Annotated in this window: 14 protein-coding genes; 4 read left to right on the forward strand and 10 right to left on the reverse strand. The window is 74.6% G+C overall.

Annotation, left to right across the window (positions count from 1 at the left end; translation table 11 throughout):
* The first annotated feature begins 233 nt into the window (after positions 1-233).
* Both RM425_RS14350 and RM425_RS14355 read left to right on the forward strand, forming a co-directional pair.
* Positions 234-2,009 carry a hypothetical protein gene (locus tag RM425_RS14350; RefSeq protein ID WP_311345897.1) on the forward strand — a complete coding sequence of 592 codons (1,776 nt, stop codon included), beginning with the start codon at positions 234-236 and terminating at the stop codon, positions 2,007-2,009.
* A gap of 114 nt (positions 2,010-2,123) precedes the next feature.
* Positions 2,124-3,884: a hypothetical protein gene (locus tag RM425_RS14355; RefSeq protein WP_311345898.1), complete on the forward strand. Its 1,761-nt coding sequence runs from the start codon at positions 2,124-2,126 to the stop codon at positions 3,882-3,884.
* 8 nt (positions 3,885-3,892) lie between these two features.
* On the opposite strand, the gene RM425_RS14360 is transcribed toward RM425_RS14355, so the two are convergent.
* Positions 3,893-4,429 (reverse strand): DUF2243 domain-containing protein, encoded by a 537-nt coding sequence (locus tag RM425_RS14360; protein ID WP_311345899.1) that lies wholly within the window; start codon positions 4,427-4,429, stop codon positions 3,893-3,895.
* A 55-nt stretch (positions 4,430-4,484) separates the two neighbouring features.
* Between RM425_RS14360 and RM425_RS14365 the strand changes: the two genes are divergently transcribed.
* A complete protein-coding gene (locus tag RM425_RS14365; RefSeq protein WP_311345900.1) occupies positions 4,485-4,688 on the forward strand; it encodes a hypothetical protein in 204 nt (67 codons plus the stop codon).
* Positions 4,689-4,841: 153 nt separating this feature from the next.
* Here RM425_RS14365 and RM425_RS14370 read toward each other — a convergent pair whose 3' ends face one another.
* The 6 genes from RM425_RS14370 to RM425_RS14395 are packed head-to-tail and all read right to left on the reverse strand — an operon-like array spanning position 4,842 to position 12,786.
* Complete coding sequence (locus RM425_RS14370) at positions 4,842-5,987, reverse strand: NAD(P)H-dependent flavin oxidoreductase (protein ID WP_311345901.1); 1,146 nt, start codon at positions 5,985-5,987, stop codon at positions 4,842-4,844.
* A gap of 45 nt (positions 5,988-6,032) precedes the next feature.
* Entirely contained in the window at positions 6,033-6,809 is a 777-nt protein-coding gene (locus tag RM425_RS14375) for a TIGR03084 family metal-binding protein (protein ID WP_311345902.1), read from the reverse strand.
* Complete coding sequence (locus RM425_RS14380) at positions 6,806-7,423, reverse strand: TetR/AcrR family transcriptional regulator (RefSeq protein WP_311345903.1); 618 nt, start codon at positions 7,421-7,423, stop codon at positions 6,806-6,808. The genes RM425_RS14375 and RM425_RS14380 overlap by 4 nt, the downstream gene beginning before the upstream one ends.
* The gene (locus RM425_RS14385; protein WP_311345904.1) at positions 7,420-9,192 is read right to left on the reverse strand and encodes an acyclic terpene utilization AtuA family protein; all 1,773 of its coding nucleotides are present in this window, start codon (positions 9,190-9,192) and stop codon (positions 7,420-7,422) included. The genes RM425_RS14380 and RM425_RS14385 overlap by 4 nt, the downstream gene beginning before the upstream one ends.
* Positions 9,185-11,149, reverse strand: coding sequence for an acetyl/propionyl/methylcrotonyl-CoA carboxylase subunit alpha (locus RM425_RS14390; protein ID WP_311345905.1), 1,965 nt, complete (start codon positions 11,147-11,149; stop codon positions 9,185-9,187). The genes RM425_RS14385 and RM425_RS14390 overlap by 8 nt, the downstream gene beginning before the upstream one ends.
* Positions 11,146-12,786: an acyl-CoA carboxylase subunit beta gene (locus RM425_RS14395; protein WP_311345906.1), complete on the reverse strand. Its 1,641-nt coding sequence runs from the start codon at positions 12,784-12,786 to the stop codon at positions 11,146-11,148. Before RM425_RS14395 ends, RM425_RS14390 begins: the two co-directional genes overlap by 4 nt.
* A 278-nt stretch (positions 12,787-13,064) precedes the next feature.
* On the opposite strand from RM425_RS14395, the gene wrbA reads away from it, so the two are divergent.
* Positions 13,065-13,664, forward strand: a complete 600-nt coding sequence (gene wrbA / locus RM425_RS14400) for an NAD(P)H:quinone oxidoreductase (protein WP_311345907.1) — start codon at positions 13,065-13,067, stop codon at positions 13,662-13,664.
* An 869-nt stretch (positions 13,665-14,533) separates the two neighbouring features.
* Here wrbA and RM425_RS14405 read toward each other — a convergent pair.
* The 3 genes from RM425_RS14405 to RM425_RS14415 all read right to left on the reverse strand — a co-directional run bounded on the left by RM425_RS14405 (position 14,534) and on the right by RM425_RS14415 (position 16,948).
* Positions 14,534-16,195: a patatin-like phospholipase domain-containing protein gene (locus RM425_RS14405; RefSeq protein WP_311345908.1), complete on the reverse strand. Its 1,662-nt coding sequence runs from the start codon at positions 16,193-16,195 to the stop codon at positions 14,534-14,536.
* Positions 16,196-16,403: 208 nt separating this feature from the next.
* Complete coding sequence (locus RM425_RS14410; RefSeq protein ID WP_311345909.1) at positions 16,404-16,631, reverse strand: hypothetical protein; 228 nt, start codon at positions 16,629-16,631, stop codon at positions 16,404-16,406.
* Between the two features lie 119 nt (positions 16,632-16,750).
* A complete protein-coding gene (locus tag RM425_RS14415; protein WP_311345910.1) occupies positions 16,751-16,948 on the reverse strand; it encodes a hypothetical protein in 198 nt (65 codons plus the stop codon).
* Between the last annotated feature and the right edge of the window lie 185 nt (positions 16,949-17,133).

Here is a 17,133-nt window from a genome sequence, read left to right on the forward strand (position 1 = left end):
GCGGTGGGGAGGACGGGGTGGGACGGACGGCGATCCGGTCTCCGACGAGCACGTTCACGGCAGCCTCCTGGCGGCGCACTGTGGTCTGGCTCACAGCGTGCCCCGCCGTGGTGCCTGGATCAAGGGAGACCGGCACGGGCGCTGCGCCTCCGGGCCGTGTCCGCCCCGGTCGCGCTGCACCCGCCGCTATCGTTCGCGCCGCACCTGTGGCCCATGACGTCTGGACTTCCGCGATGACCACCAGCCGGATGGGGCAGCTCCCCCCGGTGCCGCCGCCGCTGGAGCGAGCGGCACCCGCCCGGCCCTCCCGGACGGTGAGCCGGCGCGGAGGCGTGGTCCTCACCGCCGCGCTCCTGCTGCTCGCGGGCCTGCCGGCCCTGGCCGGTCTGGCCGGGCTCTGGCACGACCGTGCGGAGCCGTACCTGCCGATCGGCGATCACGCCTTCCTGGCCCTGGTCGTCGATGCCGTGGGCGAGGACGCGGTGCTGCTCGGGGCCTACTCGCGCTTCGACTGGTACCACCCCGGGCCGATGGCGGCCTACCTCCTCGCGGTTCCGTACAAGCTGCTGGGCGAGGCCCTCCAGGGGCTGGCGGTGGGAGCGCTGGTGATGAACGGGATCAGCGTGGCCGTGGCTGTGTGGCTGGTCCGGCGCCGCGCAGGGCTGGTGCCGGCCGTCTGGACGCTGCTCGTGGTGACGCTGAGCGTGCACCTCACGAGCGAGGACTTCCTCCGTGACACCTGGAACCCCGTGCTGCCGGTGCTGCCCTTCCTCGCCGGGGTGCTGCTGTGCTGGACGGCCCTCCGCGGGGACGCCTGGGCCCTGCCGCTCGCCGTCGTCCCGCTGTCGCTCGCCGCGCAGAGCCACGTCGGGTACCTCCCCGCCGTCGGGGCCGTCGGCGGCGTGCTGGTCGCCGGGCTGTTGCTCCGGGCGGTGCGGCACCGTCGGCGGCGGGCGGCGGGAGCCGCCACGATCGGGGCGGAGGAGCCGGTGCGGCGTCCCCGCCGCTGGCTGGTCGCCGGCGGCGTCGCGGTCGCGGTCGGGCTGCTGCTGTGGACGCCGCCCGTCGTGCAGCAGCTCACGGGGACGCCCGGCAACGCCGGGGTGCTGTACGACTACCTGCTGAGGACCCCGCCGGACCAGCCCGCCGGCCTCGCGGTGGGGCTGCGCAGCGTCGCCGACGAGTTCGGGAAGCTCCCGGCGCACGTGGCCGGGGCGGACGTCCCCGGAGACTTCGTCCTGCCGGGGCGGTGGCCGCCTGCCGCGATCGCGGTCGGCATCGCCCTGTTCGCCGTGGCGCTGGCCGTCGCCGCCGCACGGCGGCGCGAGGACGCGCTGTGGTCGGGGGTCCTGACGCTGGCCGTGGCCGCTGCCGGCGTGGCGGCGGTCACCCGGATCGACGGCTGGACGCGGCACTACCTCACCCAGTGGACCCTCGTCGTCGGGATCCTGGCCTGGACGACGGTGGGCCTCGGCCTGCTCCCGGAGCTCGAGTCCGGGGTGCGGCGGGTGCTCGCCGGCCGCTTCCCGGCGCTGCGGCCCGGAACCGTGCTCGGGATGCCCCTGGCGGCGCTGACCGTGGTCGTGGTGGGGGTGGCGGCGGTCGGCACGGCCCGGGCGGACACCCCGACGACCGACGTCACGGGCGACGTCGTCGCCCTCGAGCGGGCGGTCGTCGTCGACCTCGACCGGCGCGGGCTGCTGACCGGGCCCGACGCGCCGGTCGTGCGCGTCGACTTCGTCCCGACCACCCGGCCGGTCATCGTCGGCACGGTGGAACCCGGTGTGGGCGTGGTGCTCGCCCTGCACCGCGACGGGGTCGGCGTACAGGTCGAGGAGGTCTGGCACATCCCCTTCGGCGAGCGCTGCACGGCCCGGCCGGACGAGGCCGGCTGCGTGGCCACCGTGGCCTGGTCCGACGGGACGTCCCCGCCCCCGGCGCCCTGGCAGGAGCTGCTCGCCATCGCCGGCGCGTACCAGGTCTACGGCGGGGCGCCGCCGGGCGGGTGAGGCGTGCCGGCTCGCCCGGCGGACGGCGTCGCGCGGGCACGCCGCCCCGGCCGGGCAGGCCGCGACGGCTACCCTGCCTGCGGTTCCGCGACCTACGACGTCTGGACGACTCCAGTGACCACCAGCCGGACCGACGAACCGATCACGGGCACTCCCCCGGTGGCCGCGGATTCGCCGGATGACGACGGAGCCCGCACGTCCCCCGCCGCCCGGCGGGGGCTCGGCGCCGCCCTGGGACTGCTGGCTGCGCTGCCGGCGATCCTGGGCCTGGTAGCGCTCTGGCTCGACCGGGACGAGCCCTACTTCCCCTTCGGGGACCAGGCCATCCTGGCGCTGTCGGTGGACGCCGTCGGTGAGCACGACGTCCTGCTCGGTGCCTACTCGCGCTTCGGCTGGTACCACCCCGGGCCGATGGCCACCTACCTGCTGGCCGGTGTCTACCGCGTGCTGGGCGGCGCGACGCAGGCCATGGCCGTCGGGACGCTGGTCATCGCGGGGCTCGCCACGGCGGTGGCGGTGTGGCTGGTGCACCGCCGCGCGGGCGCGCTGCCCGCCCTGTGGACCGTGCTCGTCCTGGCGCTGAGCGTGCGCATGCTCGGGGCGGGCTTCCTGTACGACTCGTGGAACCCCCTCCTGCCGGTGCTGCCGTTTCTGGCCGGGGTGCTCCTGTGCTGGACGGCGATCCTCGGGAACAGCTGGGCGCTGCCGCTCGCCGTGGTGCCGATGTCGCTGGCCCTCCAGGCCCACATCGGCTACCTGCCGGCGGTGGGCGCGGTCGGCGCGGTGCTGGTGCTGGGGCTGCTGCTCCGCGCTGTCCGACGCCTGCGGCGGAGGAACCGCCCGGTACCGGACGGCGCCGACCGGCCGCGCCGGGCGCTGCGCTGGCTGGTCGCGGTCGTCGCCGCCCTCGCCCTGGCCGCCCTGCTCTGGACGCCGCCCCTCGTCCAGCAGGTGACCGGATCGCCGGGCAACCTGGGCGAGCTGGCCGAGTACCTGCTCGAGGGCTCACCCGAGGACCCGGCCGGGCTCGGCACCGGTCTGCGCGGCGTCGCCGACGAGTTCGGGAAGATCCCGGCCTACCTCGTGGGAGCCGGGTCCCCCGACGAGCCGCTGCTGCCGGAGGCGTGGCCGCCGGTGGCCATCGCGGTCGGTCTGGCGATGTTCGTCCTCGCACTGGCCGACGGCGTCCGTCGCAGGCGGGAGGACGTCGTCTGGCTGGGCGTGCTGACCCTCGCCGTCGCCGCCGCCGGGGTGGCCGCGATCGCCCGCATCGACGGCTTCACCTACACCTATCTCACGCGGTGGACGGTCGTCGTCGGCATCCTGGCCTGGACCACGGTCGGGGTGAGCCTCATGCCCGAACTGCGCGCGGTGGCCCGGCGGTGGGCCGGCCCGCGCCGCGGGGACGCCCTGCTGGCGGTCCCGCTCGCGGTCCTGGCGACGGCCGCCGTGCTGGTCACCGGTCTGGGCACGGCGCGGGCGACTCCCCCGATGACCGACGTGACCGGGCAGATCGGCCGCCTCGAGGAGGCGGTCCTGGCCGACCTCGACCAGCGGGGGCTGCGCGCCGGCACGGACGAGCCGGTGGTCCGGGTCGACTTCCCCGGCACCACCCGGCCCGACGACCTGGTCGGGACCTTCTGGCCGGGTACCGGTCTGGTGCTGGAGCTCCATCGCGACGGCGTGGACGTGCAGGTGTCCCCGTTCTGGCGCATGCCGTTCGGGGACCGCTTCACGGACCGGGCCGACGACGCCGGGTACGTCGTCACGCTCGCCTACTCCGACGGGAGCTCCCCGCCGCCGGAGCCGTGGCAGCAGATCCTGCTCGTCGACGGTGAGCTGCAGGTCTACGGCGGGGTCCCGCCGAGCCCGTGAGGGGCGGGTCAGCCACCGTCCGCCGGGCCGGCCCTCCGCGCTCCCCGCTGCTCGAGGTCGCGGACGCCGCGGCGGTGCAGCAGCCGACCGGCGACGATCAGCACGACTCCGGAGACCAGGAACCCGATGTCCCAGCTGAGCGGGGCGCCCAGGTCGTCGCGCACGTGGTGGACGCCGAGGATCTGGTGGTTCACCAGCCCTTCGACGAGGTTGAACAGCCCCCAGCCGGCGACGACGAGGCCGATGTGGAAGCTCCAGCTGGGCGCGATCCGCCCCTGGCGCCAGGCGATCAGCGCGGTCACCATCCCGGCGACGACGGCGGCCCACGTCCCCACGTGGAAGAAGCCGTCGGCGACGGTGTTGGCCTCCAGCCCGGCGAGGGTGCCCGGGTCCTGGCCGTCGACGGCGCTGATCATGTGGTGCCACTGCAGGATCTGGTGCAGCACGATGCCGTCCACGAAGCCGCCCAGGCCGATGCCGTACAGGAGCCCCGACGCCCGCGAGGGCAGCCGCTCCCCCGCTGTCGTCCGTACCGATGCCGCCATGCCGGGCCGCTACCCCGGCGGCGCGTGCCGCACCCGCCCGCGCATGCTGGAACGCATGAGCAGCAGCGACCACGCCGCCGGCCGGAACCAGAGCACCGGTACGGCGCACGCCGTCCTGTCCGCCACCGCGGACCTGCCCGCGCCGTGGGCCGCGGTCTGCGGCGCGTCGGTCGACGTCGTCCAGGGGAAGTGGAACGGCCCGCGGGGCCTGGGTTCGGCCGACCCCTGCCGTGAGTGCCGCCGCCTCACCGGGTCCTGAGGCCTGGCCCCGTCCCTTTGTTGCGGTGTTCTTCGCCCGACCCCTTCGGGGTGTTGATGTTGGGGATAACGGTCGTACCCATGGCCGCGACAGCAGCGATCCGGTCGTCACCGGCATCGGCGACGACCGGATCGGCGATGCGGCCGCGCCGGGTCAGCTCTCGACGAAGCGGGTGAGCCGCTCGACGGCCTCCACGAACTCCTCGACCATCTCGTGCACCACCCGCCGGGTGGGCCGGACCGAGCTCATGCTCGCGCTCCCGACGATCTGGCCGACGAAGTAGGTGGCCAGGTCGTTGGCCGGCGTGCCGGGAGTGCCCGCGACCCGGTTGATCCGGGCCTGCGCCTCGCCCACGAGCATCGGCTGCAGCGGCATCGGCAGCGTCCCGGGTCCGTCGGCCGACTCCCACTCCTCGGTCCACGGGCTGCGCAGCATGCGGGCCGGCTTGCCGGTCATCGACCGCGAGCGGACGGTGTCGCCCAGGCCCGCGCGGAGGAACTTCTCCTTGACCGCCGGGTTGGTCTCGGCCTCCTCGGTGGTCAGCCACACCGAGCCGCACCACACGCCGTCGGCGCCCAGGGCCATCCCGGCGGCCAGCTGGCGGCCGCGGCCGATGCCCCCGGCGGCGAGGACCGGCAGCGGGCCCACGGCGTCGACCACCTCGGGCACAAGCACCATGGTGGCGATCTGGCCGGTGTGCCCGCCGGCCTCGGTGCCCTGGGCGACGACCAGGTCGGCGCCGGCGGCCTGGTGCCGGACCGCGTGCTCGACCGAGCCGGCCAGCGCCGCGACGGGGATGCCGGCACCGTGCGCGCGCTCGATGAAGTGCGGCGGCGGCGGGCCCAGCGCGGAGGCCACCAGCCTGGTCTCGTGGGCGAAGAGCACGTCCAGCAGGGGCGCCATGCTCTTGGGGTCCACCCGCATGCCGCCGACGCCGGAGCTGCGGCCACCCGTCGGCGTGTCGGCGGGCAGCGGCGGGATGCCGTACCGGTCCAGCAGTCCGTCGAGCCACTCCCGGTGCCCGGCGGGCAGCAGGTCGCCGAGCGCCTCCCGGTCCAGGCCGCCGGACTCCGAGCCGGCGAACTTCTCGGGCACGAGCAGGTCGACGCCGTAGGGCCGGCCCTTCACCTCCTGCTCGATCCAGGCGAGGTCGATGTCCAGCTGCTCCGGGGTGTGCGCCACGGCGCCGAGGACGCCGAGCCCGCCGGCGTTGGTCACCGCGGCGACGACGTCGCGGCAGTGGCTGAAGGCGAAGATCGGGACGTCGATGCCGACGAGGTCGGTGGCGGTAGTGCGCACGGGCGGTGCCTCTCTCAGTGGTGGTCGAGGGTGGGTCGGAGGAGTTCAGGACCGGTCGCGCGGCGCCGGCCCGGTGGTGGCAGGGCCGGCGAAGGCCTGTGCCTTCTCCATCCAGTCCCGCGCGGCCGCGCCGTCGGTCTCCAGCGCGGTGTCGTCGACGTGCCGTCGCTGGGTGACGACGAGGCAGAAGTCGAGTGCCGGCCCGCGGACGGACTCCGGCGCGTCGTCGGGTCCCCACCGCCAGACGTCGCCGGCCGGGGACACCAGCTCCAGGCGGACGTCGACGGCGGGTGGCTCCTCGCGCCGGTTGGCGTAGGTCCACCTGCGGGTGATGACGCCGATCTGGCAGATGTGCCGCAGCCGCTCGGTCGGCTCGCGGAAGGCGCCGACGGCGTCGACGACGTCCTGGCCGTGGGCCCAGGTCTCCATGAGCCGGGCAGTGAGGAAGGACCGCACGCTCATCGACGGCCCGTACCAGGGCACCCGGCCGCCCGCGTCGACCTGCTGCGCCACCTCGATGAGGCGGAAGCGGTTCTCCCGCCACGCGCGGAGCAGGTCCCGCGGAGCGAGGGCGCGGTGCAGCGTGACCCCGTCCATGTCCTCGAGCAGCGGGCCGATCGACGCCGCGAAGGCCGCCTCGTCTGTCAGCGCCAGCACGGCGGCGCCGTCGAAGTAGGTGAGGTGGCCGACCTGGTCGGCCACCGTCCAGCCGGGGCTCGGGGTCGGCGTGGCCCACTGCGCGTCGGTCAGCTCGCCGAGGACGGCGTCGAGCGCCTCGTGCTCGGCGGCGAGGTCGGCGGCGACCGCGGAGACGTCGGTCATCGGAGAAGTCCCTTCAGGATGATCTGGACCGCTTCGTCCGCGGCCTGCGGGGGCGAGCTGCGCAGCGTGCGCGCGACCTCCGGATCGGCGAAGCTCCGGCCGAGACCGGCGAGCACCCGGGCGATCGCGGCGGTGTCGACGTCGGCGATGTCGCCGCGGCCGACGGCGGTGTCCAGGAGGATGCGGGTGACGTCGATCAGGTACTGGTTGTGGCTGTCGACGAGGGCCTTTACCGCCGGGACGTTGCCGATGTCGCGGGACCAGGCGTCGGTCGCGCGGCTCACCGCGACGTGCGCCGCCCGCAGGTAGGCCCGGATGGCGTCCAGCGGCGGCATCTCGTCGGCGATGATCCGCTGGGCGTTGCCGCCGATCCGCCACAGCTGCCGGTCGACGACCATGAGCACGAGCTCGTCCCGGCTGGGCGCCAGCGCGTAGAGCGTCCGCAGCGAGCAGCCCGCCCGCGCGGCGATCTCGGCCATGGTGAGCTCGGCGAATCCGTCGCGGAACATGGCGTCGAGCTGCCGGAGCACCTCGCGCTGCCGCTCGGTGAGCTGCTCCTCGCGCTCCCGGTCCAGGACGGGCCGGGGGCGCTCGATCGTGGCCAGGCTGCTCATGCGCCGTCCTCCAGGAGGGCGACCGGGACGTCGGCGTACCGGGCGCGCAGCCACTCCCCCAGGCTCTTGGCCTGCCCGTCCTGGCGCGTGGAGGCGGCCACGCCCTCGCCGAGCAGCCCGTGCACGACGAAGTTGAGCGCGCACAGCGCGGGCAGCCGGTGGCGCTCGACCGGCAGCGGCGCGGTCTCGGGCAGGAGTTCGGCGAGCCGCTCCGACGTCAGGAATCCGTCGAGCCAGGCCCAGGCGGCATCGGTGCGGGCGAACACGCCGAGGTTGGCGTCGCCCCCCTTGTCCCCGGACCGCGCGCCGACGACGCGGCCCAGCGGGACCCGACGCGTCTCCCCCGCCGGCGCCGGGGCCGCCGGACCGGGCAGCGGCTGCACCGGGGCCGCCGGTGTGCGCGGCGCGGTGGACGGCACGACCGACGTCGGCCCGCCCAGGACGGTCACCTGCTGGGGCACGAGCCCGGCCGGCACCAGCGAGGGGCGGTAGACCCCGTAGGGGCGGGCATCCCGGCCGCCGCCGCCCACGCCGAAGAAGCCCGGGATCGTGGCCAGGGCCAGCTCGGTCATCGCCGCCCCGACCGAGCGGCCGAGCTTGCGCTCGTCGGCGTCCTTGAGCGTGAGCCGCCAGACGGCGACGGCCTCCTCGTTGCTCGCCGGGTCGGCCTTGTCGGTGCGCACCACCGTGGTGGTGACCTCGGCGAAGTCGGCGGGCGCGTACGGGCACGCCGCCCAGAACGCCTCCTCGACCAGGGCCGCCTTCGCCTCGACGTCCAGCCCCACCAGGGCGATGCCGAGGTCGGTGCGGAAGCCGCCGAGTGAGTTCATGGCGACCTTGAGCGTCTCCGGGGGCGGCTCGCCGCGTGCACCGCTGATCCGGACGCGGTCGGGCGCGACCTGCTCCAGCGCCACGGTGTCGAAGCGCGCGGTGACGTCGGGGCCCAGGTAGGCCGGGCCGCCGATCTCGTAGAGCAGCTGCGAGGTCACCGTGCCGATCGAGACCTGGCCCCCGGTGCCGTCGTGCTTCCCGATGACCGAGGACCCGTCACCGGCGATCTCCGCCCACGGGAAGCCGGTGCGGGCCATGCCCGGCACCTCCGTGAAGAAGGAGTAGTTGCCCCCGGTGGCCTGGGTGCCGCACTCGATGACGTGCCCGGCGACGACGGCGCCGGCGAGGGCGTCCCAGTCGTCGCGCGCCCAGCCGTGGTGCCAGGCGGCGGGACCGCAGACGATGGCGGCGTCGGTGGTCCGCCCGGTGATGACGATGTCCGCGCCGGCGGTCAGCGCATCGACGATCCCCCAGCAGCCGAGGTAGGCGTTGGCGCTGATGAACCGGGACGGGTCGCCCAGCGGCGCACCGGTGCCGAGGTGGGCGAGGTCCACGCCGGCGGCGACGAGCTCGTCCAGCCGCGGCAGCAGGTCGTCACCGCTGACGTAGGCGATGGTCGGCGAGAGACCCAGCGTGCCGGCCACCTCGGCCACCGCCTCCGCGCAGCCGGCCGGATCCAGCCCGCCGGCGTTGGCGACCACCCTGATGCCGCGGTCCAGGCAGGTGCCCATGACCTGCTCCATCTGGGTCACGAAGGTGCGGGCGTAGCCGCCGCCCGGCCGCGAGGCCCGGCTGCGCGCCAGGATCAGCATGGTCAACTCGGCCAGCCAGTCGCCGGTGAGGACGTCGATCGGCCCGCCCTCGACCATCTCCCGGGCGGCGGAGAGCCGGTCGCCGTAGAACCCGGAGCAGTTGGCGATCCGCAGCGGCTCAGGCACCGGGAGCCTCGTCCTGCGGCGTCGTCGCATCCGGCTCGACCACGAGCAGCACGGCGCCGTTCTCGACCTGCTGGCCGTCGGCGATCCGCACCTCGGTGACCGTGCCTGCGACGGGCGCCTTCACGTGGTGCTCCATCTTCATCGCCTCGAGCAGCACCAGCGTCTGTCCCGGGACCACCCGGTCGCCGACGGCGCAGCGCACGTCCAGGACGACGCCGGGCATCGGGGCGACGAACCCGCCCTCGGCCACGGCGGCCCCCGGAGGCACGAAGCGCGGCACGACGGCCAGCTCGACGGTGCTCCGCGGGGTCTGCAGGTACAGCCGGTCGCCGTCGGCGGTGACGGCGTGGCGGGTCCGCCGGCCGCCGATCTCGACGTCGATCCCGTCCGGCGACCAGGCGTGCACCCGGGCTTCTCCGACCTCCCGGACGGTGAACGTGCCGTCCCGGCGGCTGCGGTAGCGCACCTCGACCTCGTCGTCCCGGTGACGCAGCCGCACCGTGGTGTCGGGCAGCCGGGCGTTCCGCCAGCCGGTCGGGACGGTCCGCAGCACACGGGCCTCGGCGCGGTTGCGGCCCTGCAGCCACAGCGCCGCCGCTGCGGCTCCCCGGCGCAGCTCGTCGTCGTCCAGCACCAGCTGCGTCGCCGGTGCATGGCGCTCGATGAAGTCGGTGGTCGTGTCCCCGGTGAGGAACGCGGGGTGGCGCAGGACCGCGACCAGGAAGTCCCGGTTCGTGGTGAGCCCACCCAGGTGGAGCCGGGACAAGGCCAGGGCCAGCCGGCCGGCCGCCTCGCGCCGGGTCGGTGCGTGCGCGACCACCTTGGCCAGCATCGGGTCGAAGCTGACGCCGACCACCGAGCCCGCCTCCACGCCGGAGTCCCAGCGGACGGCGGGCTCGGCCGCCGGGGCGAAGGCGGCGACCGTCCCGGTGGCGGGGAGGAAGCCGGCCGCGGGGTCCTCGGCGTAGAGCCGCACCTCGACGGCGTGCCCGGTGAAGCGGACGTCGGCCTGGGCGCGGTCCAGCGGCTCCCCCGCCGCGACCCGCAGTTGCTCGCGGACCAGGTCGATGCCGGTGACCTCCTCGGTGACCGGGTGCTCGACCTGGAGGCGGGTGTTGACCTCCAGGAAGAAGAACTCGCGGGTGTCGTCGTCCACCAGGAACTCGACGGTGCCGGCGGAGCGGTAGTCCAGCGCCCCGGCCAGAGCCAGGGCCGCCTCCCCCATCGCGGCGCGCAGGGCGTCGTCCACGACGGGCGACGGCGACTCCTCGACGATCTTCTGGTGCCGTCGCTGGATGGAGCACTCGCGCTCGCCGAGGTGCAGCAGGGAGCCGTGCTCGTCGCCCAGGATCTGGATCTCGACGTGCCGGGCCCGGCGCACGTAGCGCTCCAGGAACACGCGGTCGTCACCGAAGCCGGCCAGCGCCTCGCGTCGGGCGCCGGCCACCGCCTCGGCGAGGTCGGCGGCCGACTCCACGACCCGCATGCCCTTGCCGCCGCCGCCCGCAGCCGCCTTGACCAGCAGCGGGTACCCGACGGCGTCGCCGTCGGCCGGGTCGTCCGAGGACGGCAGGGTCGGGACGCCTGCGGCGACCGCCGCCTTCTTCGCGGCGAGCTTGTCGCCCATCGCGGCGATGACCTCGGGGGTGGGCCCCACCCAGACCAGGCCGGCGGCGAGCACGTCGGCGGCGAAGCCGGCGTTCTCCGACAGGAACCCGTAGCCGGGGTGGATCGCCTGCGCGCCGGTGGCGCGGGCGGCGGCGATCACGGCGGCCCCGTCGAGGTAGCCGGTGTCCAGCCGGACGGCCTCGTCCGCATCGGCGACGAACGGCGCCCCGGCGTCGGCGGCCACGTAGACGGCGACGCAGCGGAACCCCATGGCACGGGCGGTGCGGAAGACCCGGCGGGCGATCTCGCCGCGGTTTGCGACGAGGACGGTGTCGAAGGTGGTGGTCACAGCCGGAACACCCCGAACTGCTGGGCGCCCTCGACGGGTGCGTTCGCCACGAACGACAGGCACATGCCCAGCACCGTGCGGGTGTCGCGGGGGTCGATGATCCCGTCGTCGCTCACCGCGCCCGTGGCCCGTAACGCCAGCGAGCCCTCCTCCTGGCCCGCCTCGACCATCGCGACGATCTTCGCGTCCTCCTCCTCGTCGAAGGGGACGCCCTGTCGCGCCGCCTGGCCCCGGCGGACCTGGGACATGACCCCGGCGATCTGCTTGGGGCCCATGACCGCGATCTTCGCCGTCGGCCAGGTGAAGGTGAAGCGGTTGCCGAACGCCCGCCCGGACATGCCGTACGTGCCGGCGCCGTAGGACGACCCGATGATCACGGTCAGGTGCGGCACCGTCGAGTTGGTGACGGCGTTCAGCATCTGACTGCCCTTCTTGACGATCCCGGCCGCCTCGAAGTCCCGGCCGACCATGTAGCCGGTGATGTTCTGCAGGAAGACCAGCGGGACGTCGATCCGGTTGCACAGCTGGATGAAGTGCGCCGCCTTCTGCGCGGAGTCCGGGTGCAGCACGCCGTTGTTGCCGAGGACGCCGACCGGGTAGCCGTGGATCGAGGCCCAGCCGCAGACCAGCGTCGGCCCCCAGCGGGGCTTGAACTCCTCGAAGCGGGAGCCGTCGGCGACCCGGGCGATCACGTCGCGGACGTCCACGGGCCGGCGCAGGTCGCGGCTGACCAGGCCCAGAAGTTCCTCGGGGTCGTGCACCGGCTCGTCGGCGGGCAGCGACGGCTCCGGACCGACCTTGCGCCAGTTCAGGTGGGACACCGCCTCGCGGCAGATCCGGATGGCGTCCAGCTCGTCCTCGGCGAAGTAGTCACCGAGCCCGGAGACGTCGGCGTGCAGCCGGGCGCCGCCGAGGGTCTCGTCGTCGCTCTCCTCGCCGGTCGCCATCTTCACCAGCGGCGGGCCGGCGAGGAAGACCTTCGACTGCTGGTCGATGACGACGACGTAGTCCGAGAGCCCCGGCTGGTAGGCGCCGCCCGCGGTGGAGGACCCGAACACCACGCAGACCGACGGCACGCCGAGCCTGGACAGCTCGGTCATCTCGTAGAACTGCCGGCCGCTCTCGGCGAAGTGCGACGTCTGGGCCGACCGGCCGCCGCCCCCTCCCCCGGGCCGCAGGTCGGCACCCGCGGACTCGACGAAGCTGACGTAGGGCATCCGGTTCTCCCGGGCGATCTCCAGCGCGCGGGCCCACTTCTTCAGCGCATACGGGGTGAGCGCGCCGCCGAGGACGGTGGGGTCGTTGCCCATGACGACGCACTCGACGCCGGCGATCACGCCGATGCCGACGACCATGCCGCCGCCGGCGGTGTAGTCCGACCCGTAGGCGGCCAGCGGGCTGATCTCCAGGAACGGGCTGTCCGGATCCAGGGCGTGCGCGATGCGCTCGCGGATGGGCAGCTTGCCGCGCTGCCGCAGCCGTGCGGTTGCCTTCTCGCCACCTCCGGCCGCCGCCTCGTCGAGCAGCTCGTCGAGCACCGTGAGTTGCTCGAGCATGTCGGCGCGGTTCTGCCGGAAGCCCTTGCTGCCCGGATCCAGGGAGGAACGCAGCGGCGGGGCGAGCAACGAGCGGGCCATGGGTCGGAACCTAGGGCGGTAATTCGCTTGAGTCAACGTTACCGGCGCGCCGCGACTCCCTGGCATCGACTGCGCGGAACAAGAGCTCCTCGCGCCCGGACGAAGGCCACCTTCCCCGCAGGTCGCGCGACCGGGGTGACCGGAACAGCCGATGTGCAGCCGTGTTCGTCCCGCCGTGCCGCATCGGCATCCGCGCGGTACCGTCGGCGATAGTTGAGCGCACAACGATTTACCGCTCAGCGCCCCGACCTCCCACCACCGAGCCGCCAGGAGCGCCCATGACCAAGATCGCCGTCGTCTACTACTCGTCCACCGGCAACACCCACCAGCTGGCCCGGGCCGTCGCCCAGGGGGCCGAGGAGGCCGGCGCCGAGGTCCGCCTCCGCCGGGCCGCCGAGACGGCCCCGGCCGCCGCCATCGACAGCAGCCCCGCCTGGCGGGCGCACCTCGACGCCGTCGCCGACATCCCGCTCGCCGAGCCGGCCGACCTGGAATGGGCCGACGGCTACGCCCTCGGTACCCCCACCCGATTCGGCACGCCGTCGGCCCAGCTCAAGTCCTTCATCGACACGCTCGGACCCCTGTGGGCCACCGGCAAGCTGGCCAACCGGGGCGCGACGGCGTTCACCAGCGCGCAGAACACCCACGGTGGCAACGAGTCGACGATCCTCACGCTGTTCAACATCTTCTCGCACTTCGGTGCCGTGATCGTCCCGCCGGGCTACACCGACCCGCTGCTGTTCGCCGCCGGCGGCAACCCCTACGGCGCCTCGGTCGCCTCGGCGGGCAACGCGAACGCCGCCTCCGACGAGGTCCTCACCGCCGCCCGGTACCAGGGCCGCCGGCTCGCCGAGATCAGCGCCAAGCTCGTCGCCTGACGACCCGCGGCGTCTTCCGGGGCGGCTCCGCCGGGCCGCCCCGGAGACGGTGGGCACCGGTCACGACCGGATCCGCGGCGTCGGCGCGGAGGGCGATCAGGGCGACGTCGGCGGCGGCCCCTGGACCGCAGGCCGACGCCGGACCCCGACCTCGATGGTCGGTCAGGCGAGGTCCCGTCACGCCGGCCGGACGTCGGTGAGCCGGACGCCGGCATCCGCCCCAGGTCGACGCTCAGGTCCTGCAACGGGACCTCCTGGCTCATCGCCGAGGTCAGCAGACGGACCGCCCGCTCCATGACGGAGGTTGTCAGCCACTCCCCCGCGCAGCGGTGACCGGCCTCGAATTCGCCACCGCCCTGGGGACGAACGTGTACGGATCCCCGCCCCCCGTGGTGAAGCGCCCGGGCTGGAACGCTCCCGGATCGGTCCAGAGCCGGGGGTCGTGGTTGGTGGCGTAGATGTCGAGCAGGAACCACGCCCGCGGGGGAACTGGCCTGGTTCGAGGAGGAGGAGGAGGAGGACTCCGTCGCCATCTCCGCCGAGCGGGTGGAGATCGTGCAGGCCGCCGGCCAGAACGACTGACCGGTCCTCGACCGTGGCGGAGCGCGGGGTCGCAGGACCCGCCCTCCGCAGCCCCGCCCCGTGCCGGCCGACGCGGCGGGGTCAGTTCCCGGCCGGTGCTGGGGGCGTCCGACCCTGATGGCCGCGATGGCGAGCTGCCCGTCCGGCGTGACGGTGACGACCGCGACCGGCTCCCGACCTCGCCGGCGACCCCGAGGACACGGGCGACCTCCGCAGCACGCCGCCCCCTCGCTGTCCGAGCCGGCCGGAGGTGGGGAGGACGGGACCGTCCCCGTCCGGCCCGGCCCTCACCCGCTGTGCCGCCGCCCCCGCAGGACGTCGGAGGCCGCCCCTCGCGCAGCCCGGCCGATCAGCCCGACCAGTCTCAGCCTCGCAGCCAGGGGGGCGTCCCCGAGCCCCGCGCCGCCGCGGCGTCCGGCGCCGTCGTGCCGCACGTCCCGCTCGGTCACCGCATCGACGGCCCCGGCAATATCCTCGTCCGGGACACCGGCACGCGCGAAGGCGTCCGGCAACCAGGCGGACAGACTCTGCCAGCCGAGCGCGAAGTCGCTCTGCCGCAGTGCGCGAGCCGTGAAGCCGCCGAACCTGCCCATGAACTCGCCGGCGAGCAGGGACGGGACCTGCTGCTGACCCCGGGGGGATCCCCCGGCGTCCGCCGGCTGCTCCACCAGCTGCAGCGGCGAGATGACCTCCGTGCCCACCGGGAACTTGCCGGCGACACCGCCGGCCGTGCGCAGGACGCGGAGCAACAGGTCGCCGAGGTCCTCGGTACCCGGGCCACCGCCCGAGTCGGTCGGGAGGCCGTCTCCGGAGGCCCCGGGGCCGGCCTGCTCCGCCGTCATCCGGCCCAGCACCTCGCGCAACGCGTCGGACGAGGCGGCCGACAGGTGCGGGGCCAACACCTCGGCGAGTTCCCGGGACCACCGCAGACGGGCGTTGACGTCCTCGATGGCGCGGAGGTCGGCGTAGAGAGGTTCGGTGGTCAAGGTCGTGAGCAGGCGGGCCAGCGTGCTGGTCCAGGGAGGCGCCCCGTCCGGATCCGTCCATCGCCGGGAGGCGCCCGGGCCGGCGGTGTGCGGATGGACGAGGAGGTGCATCCGCCCGGCGCTCTCGTCGGAGCCGTGCCCGGGGCGGTCCCCCGCCCCGTCGCCGGCATCCGTGGCCGCACGGTCGGCCCGGCGCGCGGCATCGAGCGTGCCACCGAGAGGGCGGGTCAGCAGGGCCGAACCGTCCGTGCACCAGAAATGGCCCGAGGCCGGGAAGTCGGACACGCCGGCCCGGAGGTAGGCCTCCTCGTCCGCTCTCCGGTCCAGCACCCTCGGTCCGAAGGCGGCCGGGTGGGACATGGAGGCGATGGCCGCATCCAGGGGGCTGCTGTTCCGTGGCCGGACGTACCTGTCCCGGCCGTCGTCCCGGCGCAGGGTGAAGGTGGCCCTGTCCACGTGTGTCAGGCCGGCGAGTGCCGGATCTGCTCCGGTCCCGTCGATGCGGTACGTCAGCCCCTGCAGCGAGCCCAGCGCGACGCTGTACTCGATGGGCCGTGCCTGCCGGGCCGCAGCAGGCGTCCGGTGCACCGGCCTCCCGCGCCGGTCCCGCGGCTCCAGCAGACCGACGGTGTCCCGCTGGACGGCGACCATCGACAGCGGCGCATCACGCCGGCCGTGGGCCAGCCGACGCAGGCTGGCCTGGCGCACCCACGCCTCGTGCAACACAGGCAACGGGTCCAGTCCGCCCAGCAGGCACCGCGACGCCAGGAGCCCGACCATGGCACCGGCGGAGGTCGCCCCCACGGCGTCGAGCACGACGGGAGGCGGCTCACCACGCCGGTGGCTGCGCTCGTTGAGCCGCTGCAGCGCGACCACCAGGCCCGCGACCGCGCCGGCCTCGTAGGCCCCGAGCGAGGCCCCGCTGGTGACGCTCAACGCGATGCGGACCGTTCGGCCTGTCATGCCTGCGGGCCTGCGCCGGCCGAAGGACCTCGCGCAGCGACTCCTGGTGGGCGTACGGACATCGATTCCCCCTGGCCGTCGCCGGCGACGTCCGCTGCCGGGTCGTGTCACCTCCGGGGGCCGCGGGAGCGGCCCGGGCAGGTGACGGGTCGACTGGTGCCCGCTCCCCGCCCGTCCGACGCGCCCCCGCCAGGCATGTCACCGAAGCTCAACAGTCGAGCAGCAGCCGTCGGGCCAGCCAGCCGTAGACGAGGCCGACCACCAGGCCGTGGAGGACATGGGTCATCAGCACGCCGGGAGGGGTCAGCGAGCCGTAGTTCTTGGCGAACACACCGGGCGGCTTCAGCAGCAGGGGCCCGTCGGACGATTCGGCGATGGGCTCCACCCGAGAGCTGTCGACGCCGCTGTGCATCCGCGGGTGCAGCACCGGGAGCATGCCCATCACCAGGCCCCCGATGACCCCGTGGCCGACGCCGTAGAGGGCGCCGATCCACCACGCGTTGTCGTCGCTGACGCCGAACGCGTCGAACAGCCACGCGTAGGCCGACCCGATGATCAGTGCGGAGAGGCCACCAGGTGCATCACCATGCCGATGGCCGTGGCCGTGCGCCGGTTGCCCGAGAACATCGACCCCTCGGTGAGGGCCATGTCCATCTGGGTCCTGCCGGCCGCGCGCATCGCCGCGATCATCGGGGACATCACGGCGCCGCCGGCGAAGCCCGCGCTCACCGCGGGCCAGAAGTGGAGATGCATCGCTCTTGTCTCGACCGAGAGGTGTGCCGCCCGATCGCGGGGCGGCGTCAGTCGTCGGTGAGTCGGGGGAACCGGCCGGGTCGCTCCTCTCGCCGAGGGCTCAGATCGCAGCAACTGGCTGCCCAGACCGGAGACGGCCGAACACGACCACCGGTCACATGTCATCGTGCTGACACATCCCCGGA

Origin of the sequence: Blastococcus goldschmidtiae (assembly GCF_031845325.1) — a bacterium.
GTDB classification, from domain to species: domain Bacteria; phylum Actinomycetota; class Actinomycetes; order Mycobacteriales; family Geodermatophilaceae; genus Blastococcus; species Blastococcus goldschmidtiae.

Excerpts from the sequence above, each read along its gene's own strand:
- RM425_RS14410 (WP_311345909.1), bottom strand. The coding sequence starts at position 16,631 with ATGCTCCCGGTGCTGCACCCGCGGATGCACAGCGGCGTCGACAGCTCT.
- RM425_RS14380 (WP_311345903.1), bottom strand. The coding sequence starts at position 7,423 with ATGAGCAGCCTGGCCACGATCGAGCGCCCCCGGCCCGTCCTGGACCGG.
- RM425_RS14405 (WP_311345908.1), bottom strand. The coding sequence starts at position 16,195 with ATGACAGGCCGAACGGTCCGCATCGCGTTGAGCGTCACCAGCGGGGCC.
- RM425_RS14350 (WP_311345897.1), top strand. The coding sequence starts at position 234 with ATGACCACCAGCCGGATGGGGCAGCTCCCCCCGGTGCCGCCGCCGCTG.
- RM425_RS14360 (WP_311345899.1), bottom strand. The coding sequence starts at position 4,429 with ATGGCGGCATCGGTACGGACGACAGCGGGGGAGCGGCTGCCCTCGCGG.
- RM425_RS14415 (WP_311345910.1), bottom strand. The coding sequence starts at position 16,948 with ATGCATCTCCACTTCTGGCCCGCGGTGAGCGCGGGCTTCGCCGGCGGC.
- RM425_RS14395 (WP_311345906.1), bottom strand. The coding sequence starts at position 12,786 with ATGGCCCGCTCGTTGCTCGCCCCGCCGCTGCGTTCCTCCCTGGATCCG.
- wrbA (WP_311345907.1), top strand. The coding sequence starts at position 13,065 with ATGACCAAGATCGCCGTCGTCTACTACTCGTCCACCGGCAACACCCAC.
- RM425_RS14375 (WP_311345902.1), bottom strand. The coding sequence starts at position 6,809 with ATGACCGACGTCTCCGCGGTCGCCGCCGACCTCGCCGCCGAGCACGAG.
- RM425_RS14365 (WP_311345900.1), top strand. The coding sequence starts at position 4,485 with ATGAGCAGCAGCGACCACGCCGCCGGCCGGAACCAGAGCACCGGTACG.